The following is a 22,745-nucleotide window of genomic DNA, read 5'->3' on the forward strand; positions in this document are numbered from 1 at the left end:
GTGCGTACCTATCGTGCGAACCAGTGCGAACCTCGAAAGGCGCCCAGCGTGGGGCGCCCTTTGATTGCCGTTGACTGTTTTTCAAGCGTCCCTCATTTAAGTGCTCTCAGATACCTCTCGCGCTACACACCCCGTAATGGCTGGATCAGTCCCTCCGAAAGACACCTGACACGCCAGCCACGGGCAAGGCGATGAGGATCGAGACTGTCACCGCCCCGCTATGTCGGCCAACGCACAGAAGTCGTCTACCTGGCGACATATCATCAAATCAATGCCTGACGCACAGCGATCAGCCAGATATCACCTCGCACAGGACAAAAGGATAGTGTATGAACAATATTGTGTGGATCATCGGCGCGATCGTGATTGTCATCGTGGTGCTGTCCGTTCTCGGGCTGCGTTAATTAAAACCCATTGGATGCCGTGGCGAACAATAAGTCTCGATCCACTATACGGAGCGATTGGAGGATACCGGCATTGAGCCCCCTGTCGGAAGCGTGGGCGATTCGTACGACAAAGCGTTGGCCGAGACGGTAATTGGGTTGTCCACGGCCGACGTGATCCGCCGACGCGGGCCATGGCCAAGCCTAGAAGCCGTTGAGTTCGTCGCCCTGGAAAGGGTCAACTGGGTCACAACTAACAGCGAATCCTAAAGTCAATCGGCAACATGCTACTCGCAGAGCGAGAAGCGCTTTATAGCGCTGTATTATGAGCAACGGGTCAGTCTAAAAAGTTAGCCTGTCAAACCAAAGGAACACCGAGAATACCAGCACGGCTCAAGCATCATGTTTGGCCAGATAGTGGGCGCCCGTTCTAGGGCGCTTGCCACACTGGCATGTCATTATTTGTCAATATGCCGAGACTCTGTCGGGTTCCTACATGGCGTGATGGGAAGCGGACAATGTATGCGCGCGTAATTGGTCGGAAAATCATCGGCTTTACAGACAAGCGAAGGCGCCCAGCATGGACGCCATTGCATTGATCCCGTCGATGACCTAGCGCACCCGCTGGGGCGGCGGTAGGCTCGGGGCACGGGCCGAAGAGCGAGATACTCTCGAAAAAACGGCCTACGAAGAGGAAGTGGCGCTACGTTCCCTGTAGCGCAGAGCGCAACGTCCTTGTTTAGGCATATCCTTTGCCACGCTCGAGCCGAGGATGAACCTTGCGGCGCGCACTCACTGTGCGCTGGCGTACACAGCGTTGCAAAATCGCCAGAAATGCAGGCTGCGGCAGGGCGCTCAAGACCCTTCGGCTTGTGCATGTAAAGATTGATTGTTTTTCAAAAGCCCCTTTTTAAGGGTCAAGAAATCATCAGACTGGCAGCGGGCCAGCTCTTTCTATAGCCTGACGTAGGAACTCGGCACGGTTGCGGTGGCCATGACGTTGGCTCCTCTCCGGTATCGTGGGACAAGTCCACCTCAAGCGGCCCAGGTTTAGAGACGGGGATTTATCCAGCGTTTCCCTAATGTACATAGACATTGCGTGTTCCCGCGCTAAAGTAAATAAAGTGTGCTTCGTTTATTGGGCTGTTTAGGCGCTCCTACCTCGGGCGAGGAGCTTGCCCGCTATTAAGGAGCGTTGTCAGTCATGGACCCACAATCTGATCCTCGTCAGAATGACATGCTGGCAGCCCTGCCGCTGGATGAATACCAGCGCCTGGCCCCCCTTCTCGAGCCGGTCGAGTTGAAGCTTGGGGATTCGCTAGCTGAGTCGGGAGAGTTGATGCGCTATGTCTATTTTCCGACGGATTCCATCGTATCGCTGCTGTGCGTCATGGACGATGGTGATTCGACGGAAATCGCCGTCGTCGGTGCCGAGGGTGTCGTCGGCATCTCGCTGTTCATGGGCGGCGAAACCACACCGAGCCGTGCCATTGTGCAAAGTGCCGGCAGCGCCTATCGCCTCAAGGGGCCGCTTCTGAAGTCCGAGTTCTATCGTGCGGGCCCCCTGCAGGACCTGCTGCTGCGTTACACTCAGGCACTGATCACCCAGATGGCGCAGACCGCGGTTTGCAACCGGCATCACAGCCTGGATCAACAGCTTTGTCGCTGGCTGTTGCTGAGCCTGGATCGCTTGCCGACCAACGAGCTACTCATGACCCAGGAGCTGATCGCCAACATGCTTGGCGTGCGTCGAGAGGGCGTCACCTCGTCGGCCGGCAAGCTGCAGAGCGCCGGCCTGATTTCCTACCATCGCGGGCGAATCACTGTTCTGGACAGACCCGGCCTGGAAGAGCGGGTCTGTGAGTGTTACGAGGTCGTCAAGAAGGAGTACGACCGCTTGATGACCTATCGTCGCCCCCCCCGGGACAGAGGGATCGGATAGCTCTGCCCTCAGGTCATCATCGAAGCAGGCGCACCCTGACATCGGCTGGCGCGCCCTGGATATGGGCTACAGCTTCTGAGGAAGGCGTTCGGATAACGAGGCCCCGCGCGCCCAGTGAGAGTAGGTTGGTTCAATTGCGCGCGTACTTGGGCGAGTTACTCAGCGCTTCCCTAGCTGGGGCGGGCTGCCCAGGTCGATGGCCGGCAGTGCCTTCAGATCGCAGGCGCCCTTTTCTAGTCGGGAAAAACATCATCGCCGGTAAGTCTCCTGGGCGGCCTTGCTGGGATGGGCCTTGTTATGTCGCCTTATGGTGTCGCACCTCTCAGCATCGCGTTGTCGCCTGGCTGCCTGCATTGCGACGGGAACCAGCGTCAGCTGCTCATGCCACGAGGAAGGATTCAACCACTGCATAACTGTGTTGATCCAGATACCTGGTACAAGATCTTCCTTCAGATACTTGAACACCTGCCAGCCGAAGCTGGCCACGCCCGGCGTTGTTGCGATAATCAGCGCCCCTATCTCTACACCAGTCACTTGCTTGCCCTTTATTGCAGTGGCTTTACCACCATCAGGCGACGCCTAATAAAGGTAAAACTGTCTCGCGAAAGGTCTTTCTGGCAGAAGGGCTGATAGCCTCAAAAGTATCATGTTCGCTGACGCACAGAGGTGTCCCCATCGGTCGAGTAACATGACGTTCAAAGTGTGGTGTAGGAACAGCCTATTAATGGGAGTCGCACCATACGTCAGGAGAGTTGATGATAAATCTTATGGATCCCAATACGTATATGGGCGAAAGCGACAGCCAGAATAACAGTCTGGCAGGCCTTAAAGAATTTGGGTCAAAACTAGGCGCCTTGTATACGGGTAGGAGCAACAGTCAGAATGACCGATTGGCAGACTTGAACGAATTCGGATCAAACCCTGGCGCCTTGAATGCCAAGATCTATATACCGGAGGATTTGCCCGCCGATGCTCCGCTCGTCGTCGTACTGCATGGTAGCGATCAAACAGCAGCTGAGTATGACGTGGGTGCCGGCTGGTCTGATATTGCCGACTTATACCGCGTTGCCTTGCTTTTCCCCGAGCAGCAGCGCGTGAACAATTTGACGCTCGGTTTCAATTGGTTCGAGCCCGACGACGGCTATCGCGGCGCTGGCGAGCCACTCTCCATTCTGAATATGGTTGAACAAGTGGTCAGCGATCATGGCATCGACCGCCAGCGTGTCTTCATCACAGGGTTGTCAGCTGGCGGTGCCATGACGTCGGTCATGCTTGCTACCTACCCGGAAATCTTTGCTGGCGGCGCCATCATCGCCGGTTTGCCGTACGGCAGTGCCGATACACTTCCGTCGGCCCTACTCCGAATGAAGGGTCTCGGTTCCCCGACAGCGCAACAGCTTGAAACACGGCTGCGGAATGCCTCGGCGCATGAGGGGCCTTGGCCAATACTGTCGGTCTGGCATGGAAGCGGTGACCGTACGGTTGATGCCTCGAACGCCAATGCGATCCTCGAACAGTGGCGAGCGCTTCATGATCTTGAGGAAAGTCCATCTAGCACGCACACCGTTAATGGCTATCCTCGACGAGTCTGGAGTGATGCCGAGGGTCGAGAACTCATTGAAGAATACAGCATTACCGGGATGGACCACGGCACACCGCTGAAGACGCATGGTAAAGACAGTTACGGCTCGAGCGGCGACTACATGCTTGAAGTGAATATCTCTTCTACGCACCACATTGCTGACTTCTGGGGGTTAACTGCGACATGAGTCCAGCGTTGGGCTGGGTAAGTGCGGAAGCAATGTCCACCTCAACCGGAGGTTTTAGAGCCTTTTCATTCTGACTGGCCATAGCCGCAGTGCAGGATACAGCGCTCGCATTCGCTGGCGGTAAACCGATCGAGTTGGCAGCCAACCGCCAACCACAGCGTGTCAACGGTATGGGCGGCGGTCTTGCGCAGCAATGTTTTCAGCTTCGCAAAGACCTGCTCGATCGGGTTGTCATCGGGACTGTAGGGCGGCAGGTAGCGCAGCTCGGCACCCCGCGCGTCGATCGCTTCGCGCACGCCAGCGACATTATGCGCGCTCAGGTTATCCATCACGACGATGTCGCCGACGCCCAGCGTAGGGGCGAGCGCCTGTTCTACCCAGGCACGAAAGGCGCGTCCATTGATGGGCCCATCGAGCACCAGCGGCTCATCGTTATTCGCGGGTCGCTACTGGAGGCAGGGTGAGGCTTTGCGGGCTAGTCCTGGCAGTGTCATGCTCCCTCGTCACGCGGGAAAGCGCATACCTAAAATGGAAAAACCGCTCTCCACGTGCCAATCAATAAGTCAGTTAGCCTCATGCTGAGGCTCTTGCCATCCCTAACCCTGGTGCTGGGCACCGATGCCCTGGAAAATCTGACGAAGATCGACACTCGAACGCTCGCCGATGGCTGCAAAATTCTCATCCAGCCAGCGTGAGACGGTGTCACGGCCGAGATCACGCAGCTTGGTGAGAAACTTCCATTCGGTATTCATCTTCGATGAAGCGCCCAGCGGTATCAGCTCCGCCTGGTTTTCCACGACATGCACCCGAACCTGACGGTATTCATCGGCCGAGAGCTTGCCCTGGCGGATCAGCCGGTCGACGAAGTCGATCCCGCGCAGCTCCTTAAGCAGGCTACTGTTAAAGCTAATCTCGCTCATCCTGTTCTGTATGTCCTGGGGGGTCTTCGGCGCGCCCTTGCGTTCGATCGGATTGATCTGAATCACCACGATATCGTTGGTACCAGTCTCGCCGTGAAAGGGGAACAGCGCCGGATTACCCATGTAGCCGCCATCCCAATATGGCACGCCGTCGATCTCGACTGCCTTATAGATATGCGGAAGACAGGCCGAGGCCATCAACATGTCCAACGTTATTTCCTCGCGAGGGAAGACCTTGACATTGCCGCTCTCCACGTTGGTGGCCGAAATGTACAGTTTGAACGCAGTGCATCTACGCACCATGTCGAAATCGATGCTCTTTTCCACCAGATCGCGCAACGGATTGATATTCATGGGATTAAGCTGATAAGGTGACGCCACCCGGGAGAGCGCATCCATGGCGTGATACATGGGATTGTTCTCCAGCCCCCAGCGACCCGTCAGAACGTCGTAAGGCGTGCGTTTCAGCGGGCTGTTCTTCGCGCCCTCGCCCATGCGTCGCCAAAAGTGTTCAAGAGCAGCACGACCGCCCTCAGGACCGTCGCGGGTGAAGCCGTCGGCCAGCGCCACCGCGTTCATCGCCCCCGCCGACGTGCCCGAGATCCCGGCGATCTGCAACCGCCCGTCCTCGAGAATCCGATCCAGAACCCCCCAGGTGAAAGCGCCATGCGCACCTCCGCCCTGAAGGGCGAGGTTAATGAGTTTGGGTTTCTGCGCCATGTGCGGACCTATCGGGTGGTGGATGAACGGTGCATCGAGGCCGACAAGAAGGTCATGGAAATGGCCAGACGCGTGAGCTGCCCGCAGCGTAAAGACAAGACAGGAAGATTGTCTGTTTGGTGGCGTACATAGACGCCCGACGCTGGAGAAAAAGGGAGGCTTAGGAAGTCAGCACACAATGGGATCCTGGACATCATCAGCGCCTCGATCGACTGAGGGTACCCTTGCGGCTAGAACGCGTGAGCGTGAGCCAAAAACGTCAGGGTTTTGTTGATTACCTCTACGTTGCCCAGTTTTGCGCCAGTTACGATTCTAGTTCTGCTAAAGCCGTGGTGATGGCTTCGGCATACTGGCCTTCCGTCAGCCCCAGTGGCTAAGCACGTTTGGATTGGGGGTTTCATTTGTTGCGGCGCGTAGCTCTTTGGCAGTTTTTTCCTCAAAGCAATGCTTGGCATACGCCTTCGCCTGGGGTCGCTCAGCTGATCGATGAGTTGCATGTTGGTTCCTCATTTTCCGTCCGCCCCAGCTCACCTACGGGCGATAGCGGAACTCGCCCTGCTCGGATTTGCTCGGCTTACGGTGCAAGGATGCTTTCGGCTCGCCTCGAGCAGTCGCCGGGATCAGCGCCACCGCGTATAACGCCAGGCCCACGGAAGCAAGGATGATTCGCGTGCTGGGAGAACCCTGAGCGGTGATAGCCAAGAGCAAGGCTATTGATCCAAGAACTAGGGCAAAGATGGCTTTCACTATTGCTTCCTCATCGGGGTCGATTAGGTGTTGTGTCTGCATATGGTTGAAGAGAATTAGGCGACGCCACTTCTCCCAGACCTCTCGTTCGGCCCTCTGCTCGTCAATACCCTTCACGGCACTCTAGACACGGTTCCAATCTCCGTTCCTCGCCATGAGTAAAGATAGGTGATGGGCCATGATGTCGGCATCTGTCAGGCCGAGGGGCAGAGGTACTCGGCACGCACAGCGCCTGGTGGCGCTCCCCGAAGCCAAGGTCAATGTCGAAGCACGAGCCGAAGAACGAGATACTGTCGAACAAGCGGCCTGCGAAGAGAAGGTGGCGCTACGTTCCCTGCAGCGCATAGGGCAACGTCCTGTTTCGGCATATCCATTGCCACACTCGGGCTGAGGATGAACCTTATGGCACGTACTCACTGTGCGCTGGCGAACGCAGCGTTACGGGATCCTCAGTAGTGCAGACGGGGCTGGGTGATCAACGCCCTCCGGCAGGAGCATGTCAAAGATTGCTTTGAACCGTGCCGGGATCCCCGAGACCCTCCAAAGACCGCCACTTACGGGTCATACCGGGTGGCGGTTTTGCGTTGTCTATATTTTTGTCCGCCACACACCGATGACGAATCAAGCGCTTACCGCGTCGCCGAGGTTATTAAAGTAATAAGACATATTGTATGCAACATACACCAAAGGTCTATCATTACAGGGTGGCAGAACTCACCTAGGCTATAGATTGCATACAACAATCAGGTTTCGACCGTGAGCAAGGTCAGTCAACTCGATGCCTCGCCTGTCGTGAGAACGGCCACCGCACAGGTTCATGAGGCCATCAAGCAGGGCATTCTCGACGGGCATTACCGGCCGAACGACTACATTCGCGAGACCAGCGTGGCTCGCGAGCTCGAGGTAAGCCGCACGCCGGTTCGCGAGGCGCTTCGCGAGTTGGTATCGGAGGGCTGGCTCGAGGCCATTCCCCATCACGGCGCCCGCGTGGTGGTCTGGACCGAGCGTGATGCCCGCGAGGTATTCGAGCTGCGTTTGGTGCTGGAACCCATGGCGGCGGGCATGGCATGCCGCCACATGGAACCGTCGCGGCTCGCTCGCCTCGAGGCGCTGGCATCGCGGATGGAGATATTGGCCGAACCGATGGAGCCCACTGCGGAGGCCCGTAATGAAATCGCGTTGCTCAATCATGAGTTTCACCGCGAACTGATACGCGCCAGCAATAACCAGCGTCTTTACACCGTGCTCGACATGGTGGTCCGCACCTCGATCATCCGTCGCAACTTTGACCTCTACGACCGCCAGGCCATGCAGCGCAGCATGCGCCATCACCGCGAGATTCTTCAGGCCATCCAGGCGCAGAGCCCCGGCTGGGCCGAAAGCATCATGCACGCTCACCTGCTCTCGGCAAGAAAGCTGCATGAAAGCGTTGCCGACGCTGTACCCCGCGACCGGCAAGAGCCATTGACCTGACCCTTGACGACGCTCATCGACACTGCGAGGAAAGATAACAACAATGACCGACCTGACCTCTCTCACCGACCTTCCCCTCGAGGATCTCAAGGTCCTCGAGCTCGGCCAGCTGATCGCTGGCCCCTACTGCGGACAGGTGTTCGCCGATTTCGGGGCCAACGTCATCAAGGTCGAGCCCCCGGGCCGGGGCGATGCCATGCGCCAATGGGGCGAGGCTGACCTCGAGACTGGCGAGCCGCTGTGGTGGAACGTCATCGCCCGCAACAAGCAATCGCTGACGCTGGACCTGCGTCAACCCCGGGGCCAGGACATCCTGCGCAAGCTCGCCGAACAGGCGGACGTGATCATCGAGAACTTCCGCCCCGGCACCATGGAGCGCTGGGACCTGGGCTACGAGACGCTGTCACGCTATAACCCACGGCTGGTCATGGTGCGGGTCACCGGCTTCGGCCAGGATGGTCCCTATGCTTCCCGTGCGGGATTCGCCTCAGTCTGTGAAGCGATGGGGGGCTTGCGCTATCTCAGCGGCTATCCGGATCGCCCGCCGGTTCGCGTGGGCATCTCCATCGGCGACACCCTAGCCGGGCTACACGGCGCCATGGGTGCGCTGGTGGCCCTGCATCAGCGCGAACGCACTGGTCTTGGCCAGGTGGTCGACAGTGCCATCTTCGAATCGGTGCTGGCGATGATGGAGAGCCTGGTGCCCGAGTACGCGCGGGCCGGCAAGATCCGCGAGCGCAGCGGCAGCTTCCTGCCCAAGATTGCGCCGTCGAATGCCTATCCCGCCCGCGACGGACGCGACGTCATCATCGGCGCCAATCAGGATTCGGTGTTTCGACGGCTATGCACGGCCATGGGCCAGCCGACCCTGGCCGACCATCCCGATTATGCCACCCACCGCGCCCGCGGCGAGCATCAGCAGGCCATCGACGACCTGGTGGCCGCCTGGACACGCCAGCACAACGCCCAGCAGGTGGTCGATATCCTCGCCGAGGCCGGCGTGCCGGCGGGGCTGGTGTTTCGTGCTCCCGACATGCTCGACGACCCCCACTTCCAGGCCCGCGACGCGATCGTCGAGGTCCCGGACCGCCATGGCAAGCCGCTGCCGATGCAGAACGTCTTCCCACGGCTGACCGACACCCCGGGACGTGTGCGCCATGTCGGACCCGAACTGGGCGAGCACACCGAGACGATTCTCGCGGACTGGCTTGGCTTGGCTCCCGACACCCTCGACGCCTTGCGCGCCGATCACGTGATCTGAGCGGAGCGTCCTCATGGATCCAGTCATTGTCGTCGTTCTGCTGATCGGGCTGATTGCCTTCGGCGTCCCGATCTTTCTGGCCCTCGGGCTGTCGGGACTGCTCGGCCTGTACATGGCGCGCGGGTCGCTGGCGTTTTTCTTCGCGCCATCGTCGCTGTTCGGCCAGCTCAATGCCTTCGAACTGATTGCCCTGCCACTGTTCATCCTGATGGGTAACTTCCTGGGCGCCACCCCGGTGGGCTCGAGTCTCTTCACTGCCGCGGTGCGCTGGCTCAACTGGCTGCGCGGCAGCCTGGCCATCTCGTCGGTAGGCGCCTCGGCGATGTTCGGTGCGGTCTCCGGTGTCAGCCTGGCGGGGGTGGCGGCGGTCGGCTCGATCGCCGTCCCGCAGATGCTCGAGCGTGGCTACAGCCGTTCGCTGGCAGCAGGCTCGGTCGTCACGGCCGGCGCCCTGGCGATGCTGATTCCGCCCAGCGTGCCGTTCATCATCTATGGCGCCGTCTCCAACGTCTCGGTCGCCGATCTGTTCATCGGCGGCATCGTGCCGGGTATCGTCCTGGCGCTGGCACTCTCGGTTTACATCTATATCCGGGTGTCGCTGCGTCCCGAAGAGGCACCGGCCAGCAACGAGCAGTTCACCTGGAAGCAGCGCTGGGCGAGCCTGGCCGGCATCTGGCATGCCGCGCTGCTGGTGGTGGCCGTGCTCGGCTCGATCTATTCCGGAGTGGCAACGCCCAGCGAGGCCGCCGGCATCGGCGCCCTGGGCGCCTTCTTGATCGCCACACTGATCTTTCGCAGCCTCAGCTGGCGCAAGTTTCTCGAGATCCTCGGCTCCACCGCACGGATCAGCGGCGCCATCCTGCTGATCATCGGCTGCGCCAAGATCTTCGGCGACTATCTCAACATGGTCCGCGTTCCCCAGCTGCTCACCGAGGCGCTGACCGCCAGCGGCCTGCCCGCCTGGGCCATCCTGCTGGCGGTCATGCTGCTGCTGATCCTGCTGGGGATGATCGTCGATGCGGTGTCGCTGATCGTGGTGACCACGCCAGTGCTGCTGCCGCTGATCGAAGCGCTGGGCTACGACCCGTTGTGGTTCGGCATCATCATGGTGCTGAATCTGGAGATCGCCGTGGTAACGCCACCGGTGGGGCTCAACCTCTATGCGTTGCGCGGAGTGTGCCCCGAACTTTCGGTCGAAGAGATCATCCAAAGCGCCCTGCCCTTCGTCGCGGTCCAATTCCTCGTGCTGATGCTGTTCGTGTTCTTCCCCGGCATCAGCCTGTGGTTACCGGGGCTCATGTAGCGCCGGTGTAGCGTGGCCCGTGGCCGGACGCGCGGGTCGCAATGGAAGTAAAAATAATTGTGCAAGCACAACAACAAACCGGAGACACACCATGACCCTAACTCGTCGCCAAGTGCTCAAATACGGTACCTTCGCCACCGCGGGGGCCACCCTATTCGGCGGGCAGAGCCTGTTCTCGCCTCGGGCGATGGCCGCCACCACCATGACCGGCGTGACCTATCTGCCGCCGTCCTACAAGGCCTTGACCTACGGCTCCAACCGTTTCGTCGAACTCCTCAAGGAAAATGGCGGAGACGTCCTCAATGTCGAGTTCTATGATTCCGGTCAGCTGCTCAAGGCCGACGAACAGCTGCCGGCGCTGCGCTCTCGCAGCATCGACTTCATGTTCCACACCACCTCCTACATCACCCGTTCGGTCCCGATTCTCGGCATCACCGGCCTGCCCGGCGTGGTCGACGAACTCTATCGCCACCCTGAGCGTCTGGCGCAGGGGAGCCCGCTGCTGGAACTGATCAACGAGGTGCTGGCCGAGGAAAACCTCTACATGCTCACCGCCGGCGGCGGCGTACTCGAGCCCGAATACATCTGGAGTACCGAGGCCAGTCCGATCCGCAGCCTTGATGAAGTCCGCGGCAAGAAGATCCGCATCGTCGGCTTCGAGGCCACCCAGGCCCTCGAGGACTACGACATCGGCGCCACCCGCATCCCTTCGTCCGAGACCTACATGGCGCTGCAGCGCGGCACCGTGGATGCCGGCGTGTTCAACATCTCCACGGTGATCGGGCGTAGCCTTCAGGAGCAACTGCAGGTCTGCTACAAGCTGCCGATGACCGCCTTCACCGTGGCACCCTTCATGCTGCGCGACACCTGGGACAACCTGGACGACGAGGTGCGGGGCGTGCTCGAGAACGCCGCCGGCTGGTACGACGAGAACTTCATCGACCACTGCAACAACGACATCTACCCCAACGAGTACTGGCCGCAGATCGAGGAAGAAGGCATCGAGGTCGTCGAACCCTCCGACGAGGATATCGAGACCTTCAACAACGGCGCCGAAGCGGTCTGGAACCACTGGAAGGGAGAAGTCGGGGAAGACGTCGGTATTCGCGCCATCGCCCTGGCACTGGGCGAGGCCTGAGGAGAACCCCATGACCTCGATTGTCATGCGCAGCTGGGACGGCCTGCTGGCCGTCCTGCGCTGGACCTCGATGGCCGTGCTGATGTTCATGATGGTGTCCATCGGTTACGACGCCATCATGCGCTACGCCTTTGCCGCTCCCACCAGCTGGAGCCTGGAGATCAACTCCTTCCTGCTGGTGTACCTGGCCGTGGTAGGGGCGGCCGAGGCACAGCGCGCCGATGCTCATATTCGGATCACCTACTTCAAGGACAAGCTGCCGGTAACGGTACGCGCCACGATCAACCTGCTTACCGGGCTGCTGGGCGCGGTGTTCTGCTTCGTGCTGGTCTGGCGCGGCGGGATCATGGCCATGCAGGCATTTGAGTTCGGTGAGCGCGTTTCCAGCTCGCTGGGCACGCCGATGGTCTACCCCTATGGGCTGCTGCCGGTGGGGTTTGCCGCACTGGGGCTGCAATTCCTGATCGACGCCGTGGCTGCCGGCCACCGCCTGATTCATCCCGGCGCCCACGCCGACGAGGAGACCTCCGCCAATGGCTGACACCTTGAGCCACCAGCTGATCGCCACTCACCGGATCAGCGGCGACATGACCCCGGGCAGCGAGATCGCCCTGACCATCCAGCAAGCCCTGCTGCAGGACATCCTCGGCACGCTGGTGATGCTCGAACTCGATGCCATGGGGCTCGACCGCGTGCACACCTCGCCGAGCGTGCAATACATCGACCACACCCTGATCCAGCAGGACAACATCAACGCCGATGCCCACCTGTTCTTGAAGAGCGCCTGTGAGCGGCTGGGCGTCTGGTACAGCGGCCCCGGCAACGGCATCAGCCATCCGGTACACATGGAGCGCTTCGGCATCCCCGGCCAGAGCATGGTCGGCTGCGACAGCCACACCACCGCGGCCGGCGCCCTGGGCATGCTGGCCATCGGCGCCGGCGGCATCGAGGTCGCCATGGCCATGGCCGGCCAGCCGCTCTACCTGACCATGCCCGAGATCGTCGGTGTCCGCCTGGAAGGCGAGCTGCCCGACTGGGTCAGCGCCAAGGATATCGTCCTCGAACTGCTGCGCCGCCACGGCGTGGCCGGGGCCAAGAACTGCATCCTCGAGTACTACGGTCCCGGTCTGGCCGGACTCGACGCCATGGACCGCCATGTGCTGGCCAACATGGGCACCGAGATGGGCGCCACCACCAGCGTCTTTCCCAGCGACGAAGTGACGCGCGACTTCCTGCGCTCGCGTGGCCGTGAGGCCGACTGGCGGGCGCTTGCCGCCGAACCCGGCTGCCGCTACGACCGCGACGAGGTGATCGATTTGTCGACGCTGGTGCCGCTGATCGCTCTGCCCTCCAGCCCCGACAAGGTGGTGCCGGTCAGCGAAGCCGCGGGGCAGCCCCTCCATCAGGCGTATATCGGCTCCTCCGGCAACCCGGGCTATCGCGACATCGCGGTGGTCGCCGAGATCGTCAAGGGCAAGAGCGTCGCCGGTAACGTCTCGCTGGACATCAACCCCTCGACCCGGCGCATCCTCGCCGCGCTGATCGACGAAGGCCACCTGGGCGCGCTGGTCGCGGCCGGCGCGCGGCTCCACCAGCCCGGCTGCAACGGCTGTATCGGCATGGGCCAGGCCCCCGCGGCGGGACGCAACAGCCTGCGTACCGTCCCGCGCAACTTCCCCGGTCGCTCCGGCACTCGCGAGGATAGCGTCTTCCTGTGCAGCCCGGAAACCGCGGCAGCCTCCGCGCTCGCCGGCGTGATCACCGATCCACGCACCCTCGACATGCCCTACCCGCGACCGCGCGAGCCGCAGCAGATGCAGGTCGATGACGCCTGGTTCGTGCCGCCACTGCCCGCCGAGCAGGCCCGTCAGGTCGACCTGTTGGCGACCGACAACACCCCGCCGCTGCCGCTGCTCAAGCCCTTGCCGGAGACGCTGGAGGTGCCCGTGCTGCTCGAGGTCGGCGACAACATCTCCACCGACGACATCATGCCCGCCGGTGCGCGCGTGCTGCCGCTTTGGAGCAACGTGTATGCCTCGGCCGAGCATGTCTTCGAGGCCGTGGATCCCGCTTATGTCGCACGGGCCCGCGAGCAGGGCGAGGCCGGCCACGCGATCGTCGGCGGCGCCAACTACGGACAGGGTTCGAGCCGCGAAAACGCCGCCCTGGTGCCGCGCCTGCTGGGACTGCAGCTGGTGGTCGCCGAGAGCATCGCCCGCATCCACTGGCAGAACCTGCCCTGTTTCGGTGTGCTGCCGCTGACCTTCGCCGACCCCGCCGATCGTGCGCGTCTCGGCCAGGGCCGACGCCTGCGGATCGAAGGCTGGCGCGAGGCGCTTGCCGCCGGACGCGACGTCACCGCGACCCTGGATAACGGCGAGACGCTCACCCTGCGCCACGAGCTCAGCGCCCGCCAGCGCGAGATCCTGTCCGCCGGCGGCGTCATCAACTACCTCTCCCGATCCAGCGATGCCTCCTTTACCTCATGACACTCAACTCAACGACTCACGAGGCCGCGATATGAACCTACTCTCGCCTCCCGCCATGGTCGATATCGTCGAGGTCGCCCCTCGCGACGGCTTCCAGTCGATCCGCGACCCCCTGCCCACCGCCGAGAAGATCCGCTGCATTCAGGCGTTGATCGATGCCGGCGTCACTCGCCTGGAAATCGGCTCCTTCGTCAGTCCCAAGGCGATTCCGCAGATGGCCGATACCGGCGAGCTGGTGGCCGCCTTCGCCGACCGAGCTGCCATGCGCTTCTCGGCCCTGGTGCCCAATCTACGCGGTGCCGAGCTGGCGCTGGACCACGGCGTTCGCGAGCTGGTGTTCGTGGTTTCGGTTTCCGAGTCGCACAATCAAAGCAATGTGCGGCGCAGCGTGGACGACTCGCTGGCCGATCTCGCGCGCATCGTCAGCCTGATGCAGCAGGAGGGTAATACCTACCTGCGACTTGACCTGGGCACCAGCTTCGACTGCCCTTTTGAGGGCACCATCGACTGGCGCCAGGTCGATAGCGTGCTCGCGCACGCCATGGCGATCTGCGACGAGCTGCCGATGGAAGTCGCGCTGTGCGATACCACCGGCCGCGCCACGCCCTATCAGGTGGCGGAGCACTTTTCCCGGCTGATCGACCATCACGGCCGTGCCGGCGTGAAGTGGGCATTCCATGGCCACGACACCTTCGGAATGGGAGTCACCAATGCGCTGTTCGCGCTTCACCACGGCGCCACCGCCATCGATACCGCCTGTGCCGGCCTCGGTGGCTGCCCCTTCGCCCCCGGCGCTACGGGCAATACCGCCACCGAGGACGTCCTGCACGCTCTCGACGGCGGCAAGGTCTATACCGGCATCGACATGGCACGCCTGCTGCTGGCCGCCGATGCCATCGCCGCCCTGCCCGGCGGGCAGACCGCCAGCCACCTTCGCCAGGTGCCTCGCGAACGGGCGGCGTGAACTTCACTCACCATGAAGAGGTTACCCTTGGTAGCCTCATTATCGGTCATGCCACCAGCGACATCATGCTGTCGGAGCTAGACGATGAGCCATCTAGCCAGCTCATCCATTCCGCCATCAACCCACAGCCATCCCAGCTCAGCGCAGGGAAGTCAACTTCACTGCTATGTACGCTTAAGATAATGCACGCTAAACAAGCTATTGGCATCGGTCCAACAGCGCTGCGCTTCGAATCCCGCACGACCCGACAGTGCCTGAAAATTTCCGATTGTATATTTATACGAATTTTCAGTATGGATCGTTTCCCCTTCTAGAAAGCGGAAACGCTCCCCCTCAATAGTGACGACTTGAGGCAACTGGCTGACCAGATGCATTTCAATGCGGGATTGCTCTTCGTTGAAGAACGCCTGATGGCGAAAGTTTTCAGGCTCGATCTCGGCGTTCAGCTCATGACGAAGCCGTTCCAGTAGGTTCAGGTTGAATGCTGCCGTCACCCCAGCAGCATCATTGTAGGCGGCTTCCAGAGTCGACTTGTCCTTGAGCAGGTCGATACCTACCAATAGTCCACTGCCCGTGGGCAGCAAAGGATGCAAACCGCGCAGGAAATCCTCGGCGTCTTGTGGGTCAAAGTTTCCGATACTCGAACCAGGAAAGAAACCAACCGGTCGTTCGCAGCATAGCCCGTCAGGCAAGGCCATGTTGCAAGAGAAGTCAGCACAAGCAGCATGAACCTCAAGCCATGGGTAATCGGCAGCCAAACGCCGCGTACTTTCAAGAAGGAAGTCTCGGGAAATGTCGATGCCCAAATAGCTTGAAGGACGCATGGCTTCCAACAATAGCCGTACCTTGCGGCTTGCCCCGCTGCCAAGTTCGATCAGAGTCGCCTCATGCCCTGCTATTCTCGCTATGTCTTCGGCGGCATTAGCAAGGATCTCCTCTTCGATTCGTGTCGGGTAGTACTCGGGCTGATGACAAATCTGATTGAATAACTCGGAACCACGCTGATCATAGAAAAACTTTGGCGAGGCGAACTTTTGCTCGGCTCTGAAGCCCATCAGTATCTCAACACGAAGCGATGTTATAGCCGGGGTCGGATGCAAATCGTGGAATTTTACGGCCAGGTTCATGGTCAGCTCTCCTTGGCAAGACGGAAGCCGGAAAATGCCCAGCGGGCATGAGGAGGGAAAAAATTACGATAGGTAGCGCGCATGTGATCTTTCGGCGTAGCACAGCAGCCGCCTCGCAATACCATCTGGCCGGACATGAACTTGCCATTGTACTCACCTAGGCTGCCTGGCAACTTGCGGAACCCGGGATAGGGCCGATACGCGCTGCCGGTCCACTCCCAGACGTCACCGAACATCTGTCTCGGGGCTTCCGCGGACGGCACAGCCGCGATCGGCTGCAGATGATCCTGCTCGGCAAAATTGCCCTGCATGAGTAAGTCGCGGGCTACCGTCTCCCACTCGGCTTCGGTAGGCAGGCGCTCCCCGGCCCATTGGGCATAGGCATCTGCCTCGTAGAAGCTGACATGGCATACCGGCGCGTTCATGTCGACCGGCACCAGGCCGCCTAAGGTATAGTGATGCCACACCCCGTCCCGCTTGACCCAGTAGAGAGGGGAGTTCCACCCTTCGGCCTTGACTGTGGCCCAACCATCCGATAGCCAGTAGTCGGGCTTGTCGTACCCCCCCGCCTGTATGAACTCCATGAATTCGCCATTCGTCACCGGACGGTCAGCAAGCTGGAAAGCCTCGACGAACTGGAGATGGCGCCCCATTTCATTGTCGTAGACGAAGCCCTTGTCAGCCTCATCATGACCAATATGCCGGACCCCGGCAGGATAGGCATGCCAGCCGAGCTCGCCCACTCCATGCACGGGCCTCGGCGCCAGATCGTCCCGGTAGGCCGGACACAGTGGATTCTGGGCCAGGATGTGCTTGATATCCATGAAAAGAAGTTCCTGATGCTGCTGCTCATGATGCAGCCCCAACTCCATACGACGAAGGATCTCCTGAACGTGCTCTTGTGGTAGGTCGTTGAGCAACTCTTCTATGGCGCGATCGATATGGGCACGAAAGCGATAGACTTCGTCCACGGTCGGCCGCGAAATCATGCCGCGATCGGGGCGCGCAAACGGGGTACCGTGGGTCACGTAATAAGAATTGAACAGATAATCGTACGCGGGATCGAGGATCTGATAGGAGGGATGAAAAAGTTTTAGGATAAATGCTTCGAAGAACCAGCTGACATGGGCGATGTGCCATTTTGGGGGGCTGACGTCCGGCATGCTCTGCACCATGTAGTCTTCCTTGTGCAGAGGCGCACAAATTGTCTCTGTGGCGGCCCGGACCCGCTGATAGGCACGTAGCCACTCTTTAGCATGCGTGCTATCTAGTGAGTCGATAGGCAAATCTTGTATTAGTGACATAAACGATCCCCTCCTAACTATCATTCCATCAAAGCGGGTCTGGCAGGCCAGACCTGCCAGTACCTACAGGGCAAAGCGTATCGAGTCTGTGAGTATCATGAGCGTTTCTGCGCCGAGCCCGCCGATAATCAGCAGCAGGCCGACGATCATCAGCGTAGTCCGGGTCCATTGACCCGGCAGCACATGAACTACCGAGTCGGAGGCACCGAACATCATCGCAGCGGCGACACGCAGGTAATAGAACAGCGAAATGACCGTATTCACCGCGGCGACGAAGGCCAGCCAGGCGTAGCCGCCGGCAATGGAGACCTCGAAAAGCAGTAGCTTGCCGAAGAAGCCGACCAATGGCGGGATGCCGACCAGTGACAGCAGCGCAGTGATCAGTATCGCGGCGACGGTAGGCGCCTTGCCGGCCAGGCCGTGGTAATCCACCAGCGCGGTGCGCCCCCGCAGGTGCGTCACCGCGGCAAAGGCGGCGAGATTGGCGATGGCGTAACTGGCGAGAAACACCAGTAGCGCCGGCAGCGCCCGCTCGCTGGCCCCCACCACCACGATGGCCATCAGGGCATAACCGGATTGCGACACTGAGGACCAGCCCAGCAGTCGCCGGACATCGCTTTGTCTCAACGCGGCCAGATTGCCCAGCGTCATGGTGACGACCGACAGGAAGGCGACGATAGCGCGCCAGGCGATATCCGCGGGCAGCAGCGACACGAAGCGGGCCAGGGCGACGGCCGCGCCGATCTTGGGGATCACGGTCAGGAAGGCGGCGGCGGGCAATGGAGAACCCTGAGCGACGTCGGGCATCCAGGCATGTGCCGGGAAGGCCGCCAGCTTGAAGGCCAGGCCCAGCACGATACAGGCCGTGGCGACGATGAGCGCCAGGGAGTCACGCCCTTCGGCGAGCCTCTCGGCCGTTTCGGTATAACCCGTAGTGCCCACCAGGCCGAACAGCACCACCACACCGACTACCAGTAGCGTGTTGGTGAGGGCACCGATCAGGAAGTATTTCATGCCCGCTTCCAGCGATGGCGTCCAGGCGCGATGAAAGGCCGCTAACGGATAGCCGGCCACCGAGGAGAGCAGCACGCCCACCACCAGCTCCATGCTGTCACTGGCCGACGCCATCATGATCACGCCCAACAGGGCAAACAATAGCAGGGCGTAATATTCACCATGACGACGATCGGTCCACAGCCACGCGGGGGATAGCGCAATGGCGACGGCGCCAGCCAGCAGGATGAGTAGCTTGGCCGAAATCGCCACACCATCCAGCGCCCAGACGCCGGAAAATGTCAGACGTGGTGCCTCGTTCCACTGCGCAAAGGTCAGCCCAACGGCGATGGCGACCGCCAACAGGGCCAGTACCGCCATCCAGTGCTGCTGGTGCTGCCGGATAAACGATGCGAGCAGCACGATGGACACGGCGCCCAGCAGCAGGCTGACTTCCGGCAGTACATCACCGACGGGCATCAGCGGCCTCCCACGAGGATCTGGGAGGACGCCTCGATCAACGTGAGCAGAAAGCGTGGATAGACCCCGATGGTCACGATACCCAGCGCCAATATGCCCAGCACGCCCCACTCGGCACGCCCCAGATCGGGGAAGTCCGTCAGGTGCGACGGCAGGCGCCCGAAGAATAGCTGACGTAACAGATCCAGAAACAGCGCCGCGGTGATCAGAATCCCGATGATGCCGATCACCGCCAGCCAAGGGTATACGGCAAAGGTACCGGTGAAGATCTGAAACTCGGCGACAAAGCCGGCCAGCCCCGGCATGCCCAGACTGGCGAACGCCGCCAACACGGTGAAAGCAGTCAGCAGCGGCGCCTTGCGAGCCAGCCCACCGTAACGATCCAGCGCATATTCCCCGGTGCGCTGCCAGAAGGAGCCACAGATCAGGAACAGCGCGCCGGTGATCAGACCGTGCGCGACCATCTCCACCGTCGCCCCGACCAGGGCGAGCTGACGGGCGGCAATAGCCTCGTCAAAGAACGCGGCGGCCGCGGCGATTCCCAGTACCGTGTACCCCATATGGTTGATCGAGGTGTAGGCGATGCGCCGCTTGAGATTACGCTGCGCGAGCGCGACCAGGGCGCCGTAGACAATCGACACGACGGCAATTACGGCGATGACGGGTGCATACCGCGTGAAGGTGTCGCTCATCATGGCGTAGGGAAGGCGAATCATCCCGTAGGTGCCCATCTTGAGCAGCACGCCGGCGAGGATGGCTGACGCCGGCCCCGGCGCATCGACGTGCGCCTGGGGCAGCCAGGTGTGCAGCGGCACTAACGGCGTCTTGATCGCCAAGCCCAGCATCAGCGCCAGGAATACCAGCCCGGCATAGAGCCCGGTGCCGGTCAGCGGCTGCTGCTCGATCAGCACGCGCATGTCGAAGGTGTAGGGATCGACCGACAGATAGAGTCCGATGATTGCCAGCAGCAGCATCAGCGAGCCGGCGAACGTGTAGAGGAAGAATTTGAGCGCCGAGATCTGTGGCTGTCCGTGCCCCCAACGGCCGATCAGGAAGTACATCCCTACCAGGCTCAGGTCGAAGAAGACGTAGAAAAGCAGCAGATCCAGCGCCAGGAAAACGCCCAGCGATACGGATTGCAGGAAGAGCAGCCACGCATAGTACTGGCGTGGCTGGCCTAGGGTATCCACGGGGTAGGCGATACTGGCAGCGAAGAGCAGCGCGCTCATCGTCGCTATTGCCAGGGCAATACCATCCACCCCCACCCGGTACCCCATGCCCAGGCTGGGTACCCAGGGGATCTCCTCGACGAGCTGGAAAAGGGCGCCATCGGGATCGAATCGCAGCCAGGCCCATATCAGGCATACCAGCGACAGCAATGACACCAGGACGGCGAATCGGCGAGCAGCGTGCTCCGTCCAGCGGCGTGAACCGGCGAGTGCGAGGGCGCCTAGCATCGGCAGGCCCAAGGCGGCTGTGAGTATCAAAGGAAGACTCCTATGCCCAAAAGAACCATGATGGCGGCGAGACCCATCGCAATGCCGGCGTAGTAGTGGTGCATCTGGCCGCTCTGGACCTGACGCGCATACCGTCCGCCCCAGTCGGTCAGCCGCGACAGCGACCCTGGCACGCCCTCGGCAAGCACCTCGCCTCTGGTCGCGTTGCACCGCGCCAACCATTGGCCGAGGCGGGCCGCACGGTGCAGCCCGGCATCGACGACGCCATCGTCGAAGCGCGCCAGGCGGCCGCTGGCGCTTCGGACACGCATGACGGCAGCATGGACGAAAGCATCCAGCCCATGGTCGTCGAAGCGCGCCAGGCGGGCGCTGGTACCGACTACAAGCGTCGCCAGGCCCTCGATCAGCGTGGGCAGGCCGAACCAGCCCGTCGCGACACTTTTCCAGCGGCTCGAAGCCGACGACCGTTCACGACGGGTGAGCGCGATGCCCAGGACGATCCCCGTCAGCACCAGGACCAGCGAGACGACCAGTTCCCAGGGATGGCTTTCCGGCAGGCGCAGGCCCAGGGCCTCGACCATCCAGTGTTGCGCCTCGGGCCACCACCACAGCGAAAGCAGCAAGGTCATACCGACCAGCGAATAGAGCGCCCAGGCTTCAGAAGGTGAGGGAGACGGCGCAGCAAACCGGTCGGAGCGCACCTCTCGGGTAGAGCGGGACATGCGACCAAAGGCCAGCAGCTGAAAACGCGTGGCATACAGCGCACTCAAGCCACCGGCCAGCATGACAAGCAGCGCCAGCCACAGCGCCTGATGATTGGCCGTGGCGACGATCTGCTCCTTGCTCCAGGCTGCGCCCAGCGGCGCCAAGCCGGCTAATGCCAGACTCGCCACGCCGGTGGCCAGCGCGATGCCCGGCAGTTGCCGGCCCAGACGCATGTCTTCCAGTCGATAACTGCCGACCTGGCTTTCGGCCAGCCCCGCCGAGAGAAACAGCCCGGCCTTCATGAACGCATGCGCGACGAAATGCAGCAGGGCCACGCCGGGAAAGCCCGCGCCGACTGCCAGCCACATCAAGCCATACTGCGCCGAGCTCGAGGCCGCCAGCAGCTTCTTGGCGTGTCCCTGGGCGGCGCCGACTACGCCGCCGGCCAGCGCGGTCACTAAGCCGATACCCATGGCGAGCGGCGCAAACCAGCCGACATCCGAGAGTGTCGGTTGTAAGCGGATGATCAGGTAGAGACCGGCGGCGACCATGGTCGCCGAGTGCAGCAGCGACGACACCGGCACCGGCCCCGACATGGCCGCGAATAGCCATGGGGAAAACGGCACCTGCGCCGACTTGGCCGCCGCCGCGAGAACGATCCCTCCCGCCGCGACATGCAGGAGGCCACCTTCGAGCGCGGCCAGGTCGGTATAGCCAAACCCGCCGCTACCGGCGAAGACTGCCGCCGCCGCGATATACAGCCCCAAATCGCCGAAGCGAGTGACCAGAAATGCCTGCGCCGCATCACGTGGAATCTCGGCTTTGCCCCAGCGGTGTGAGATCAGCGCCCAGGAGCAGGCGCCGACCAGTTCCCAGGCGATCAGTAGCGTCAACAGGTCGCCCGCCAGCACCAGCCACTGCATGGCGCCAACGAAAGCGACCAGCAGCGCCATCAGCCGCGCGCTGGACTCGTGATAGCCGGCGTAGACGATTACCGGCAGGGCGACCAGTGGTACCACCAGCGCGAAGACCGCGCTCGCCGTGGACAAGTCCAAGGTCAGCGCCAGCGTATCGCTCCAGCGGTAGCCGCCGCTCCAGTCGTTTGCCACCGCCAAGCCGGCCAGGGCCAGGGTCGCGAGCGTGATCAGTGCCGTTCCCAGCGTCAGTCCGGCACGCCCGACCCGCCGGCCCGCCAGATAGACCAGCGGCGCGAGCAACAGGGGCAATAGCGCGACCGACCACAGCATCAGTGCTTCAACTCGCTCAGCGCTTCGGTCATGTCGGCCTGCTTGGCGCGAAAGACCGCCACCACCAGCGCGAAACCCATGGCCATCTCGATGGCCATCACCGCCATGACAATGATGGTCAATAATTGGCCTTCCGGCGTACCCGCCCCACTGAAGGCCCAGAACGCTACGGCGGCGAGCATGACGCCATTGAGCATCAGCTCGAGGCCCATCATCAGCATCACGAACGATTGCTGCGACAGCGCGCCATATAGCCCGATACCGATTAGCGCCGCCGCCAGCAGCAATAGCGTCATCAATGTCATGTCGGCCTCCTTGCCGTG

Annotated in this window: 16 protein-coding genes and 2 pseudogenes; 10 read left to right on the plus strand and 8 right to left on the minus strand. The window is 61.5% G+C overall.

The genetic code is table 11. The features are described 5' to 3' along the window. Positions 1–437: 437 nt before the first annotated feature. The 3 genes and pseudogenes from BM341_RS06755 to BM341_RS06770 all read left to right on the plus strand — a co-directional run. A pseudogene (locus BM341_RS06755) lies at positions 438–712 on the plus strand (IS3 family transposase); the annotation flags it as partial. An 875-nt stretch (positions 713–1,587) separates the two neighbouring features. Further along, positions 1,588–2,325 (plus strand): Crp/Fnr family transcriptional regulator, encoded by a 738-nt coding sequence (locus BM341_RS06760; protein WP_089794251.1) that lies wholly within the window; start codon positions 1,588–1,590, stop codon positions 2,323–2,325. A gap of 755 nt (positions 2,326–3,080) precedes the next feature. Then, positions 3,081–4,094 (plus strand): extracellular catalytic domain type 1 short-chain-length polyhydroxyalkanoate depolymerase, encoded by a 1,014-nt coding sequence (locus tag BM341_RS06770; RefSeq protein ID WP_245784199.1) that lies wholly within the window; start codon positions 3,081–3,083, stop codon positions 4,092–4,094. A 65-nt stretch (positions 4,095–4,159) separates the two neighbouring features. Here the strand turns inward: BM341_RS06770 and BM341_RS06775 are convergent. Then, positions 4,160–4,519: pseudogene (locus BM341_RS06775) on the minus strand (transposase); the annotation flags it as partial. Positions 4,520–4,690: 171 nt separating this feature from the next. Further along, positions 4,691–5,734: a patatin-like phospholipase family protein gene (locus BM341_RS06780; RefSeq protein WP_089794257.1), complete on the minus strand. Its 1,044-nt coding sequence runs from the start codon at positions 5,732–5,734 to the stop codon at positions 4,691–4,693. Positions 5,735–7,237: 1,503 nt separating this feature from the next. Here BM341_RS06780 and BM341_RS06790 point away from each other — a divergent pair. The 7 genes from BM341_RS06790 to BM341_RS06820 all read left to right on the plus strand — a co-directional run bounded on the left by BM341_RS06790 (position 7,238) and on the right by BM341_RS06820 (position 15,109). After that, positions 7,238–7,954, plus strand: coding sequence for a GntR family transcriptional regulator (locus tag BM341_RS06790; protein ID WP_089794259.1), 717 nt, complete (start codon positions 7,238–7,240; stop codon positions 7,952–7,954). A gap of 43 nt (positions 7,955–7,997) precedes the next feature. After that, positions 7,998–9,215 carry a CaiB/BaiF CoA transferase family protein gene (locus BM341_RS06795; protein WP_089794262.1) on the plus strand — a complete coding sequence of 406 codons (1,218 nt, stop codon included), beginning with the start codon at positions 7,998–8,000 and terminating at the stop codon, positions 9,213–9,215. Between the two features lie 13 nt (positions 9,216–9,228). Then, positions 9,229–10,518, plus strand: coding sequence for a TRAP transporter large permease (locus BM341_RS06800; RefSeq protein ID WP_089794264.1), 1,290 nt, complete (start codon positions 9,229–9,231; stop codon positions 10,516–10,518). 91 nt (positions 10,519–10,609) lie between these two features. Then, positions 10,610–11,656 carry a TRAP transporter substrate-binding protein gene (locus tag BM341_RS06805; protein WP_089794266.1) on the plus strand — a complete coding sequence of 349 codons (1,047 nt, stop codon included), beginning with the start codon at positions 10,610–10,612 and terminating at the stop codon, positions 11,654–11,656. 10 nt (positions 11,657–11,666) lie between these two features. Further along, on the plus strand, positions 11,667–12,197 hold the full coding sequence (locus BM341_RS06810; protein ID WP_089794268.1) for a TRAP transporter small permease: 531 nt from the start codon (positions 11,667–11,669) through the stop codon (positions 12,195–12,197). Then, positions 12,190–14,145 carry an aconitate hydratase gene (locus tag BM341_RS06815; protein WP_089794270.1) on the plus strand — a complete coding sequence of 652 codons (1,956 nt, stop codon included), beginning with the start codon at positions 12,190–12,192 and terminating at the stop codon, positions 14,143–14,145. Before BM341_RS06810 ends, BM341_RS06815 begins: the two co-directional genes overlap by 8 nt. A gap of 31 nt (positions 14,146–14,176) precedes the next feature. Next, positions 14,177–15,109 (plus strand): hydroxymethylglutaryl-CoA lyase, encoded by a 933-nt coding sequence (locus tag BM341_RS06820; RefSeq protein ID WP_089794272.1) that lies wholly within the window; start codon positions 14,177–14,179, stop codon positions 15,107–15,109. Between the two features lie 164 nt (positions 15,110–15,273). Here the strand turns inward: BM341_RS06820 and egtD are convergent, their stop codons facing one another. The 6 genes from egtD to nuoK are packed head-to-tail and all read right to left on the minus strand — an operon-like array spanning position 15,274 to position 22,727. Further along, positions 15,274–16,236 carry an L-histidine N(alpha)-methyltransferase gene (gene egtD / locus BM341_RS06825; RefSeq protein WP_089794274.1) on the minus strand — a complete coding sequence of 321 codons (963 nt, stop codon included), beginning with the start codon at positions 16,234–16,236 and terminating at the stop codon, positions 15,274–15,276. 2 nt (positions 16,237–16,238) lie between these two features. Beyond that, on the minus strand, positions 16,239–17,564 hold the full coding sequence (gene egtB, locus BM341_RS06830; RefSeq protein ID WP_342713876.1) for an ergothioneine biosynthesis protein EgtB: 1,326 nt from the start codon (positions 17,562–17,564) through the stop codon (positions 16,239–16,241). A gap of 39 nt (positions 17,565–17,603) precedes the next feature. After that, complete coding sequence (locus BM341_RS06835) at positions 17,604–19,013, minus strand: NADH-quinone oxidoreductase subunit N (protein ID WP_089794277.1); 1,410 nt, start codon at positions 19,011–19,013, stop codon at positions 17,604–17,606. Beyond that, on the minus strand, positions 19,013–20,500 hold the full coding sequence (locus BM341_RS06840) for a complex I subunit 4 family protein (protein WP_089794279.1): 1,488 nt from the start codon (positions 20,498–20,500) through the stop codon (positions 19,013–19,015). The genes BM341_RS06835 and BM341_RS06840 overlap by 1 nt, the downstream gene beginning before the upstream one ends. Beyond that, a complete protein-coding gene (locus BM341_RS06845) occupies positions 20,497–22,422 on the minus strand; it encodes an NADH-quinone oxidoreductase subunit 5 family protein (RefSeq protein ID WP_089794282.1) in 1,926 nt (641 codons plus the stop codon). The genes BM341_RS06840 and BM341_RS06845 overlap by 4 nt, the downstream gene beginning before the upstream one ends. Beyond that, entirely contained in the window at positions 22,422–22,727 is a 306-nt protein-coding gene (gene nuoK / locus BM341_RS06850) for an NADH-quinone oxidoreductase subunit NuoK (RefSeq protein WP_089794284.1), read from the minus strand. The genes BM341_RS06845 and nuoK overlap by 1 nt, the downstream gene beginning before the upstream one ends. Positions 22,728–22,745 lie beyond the last annotated feature (18 nt).

This window comes from Halomonas korlensis (assembly GCF_900116705.1).
Taxonomy (GTDB): domain Bacteria; phylum Pseudomonadota; class Gammaproteobacteria; order Pseudomonadales; family Halomonadaceae; genus Halomonas; species Halomonas korlensis.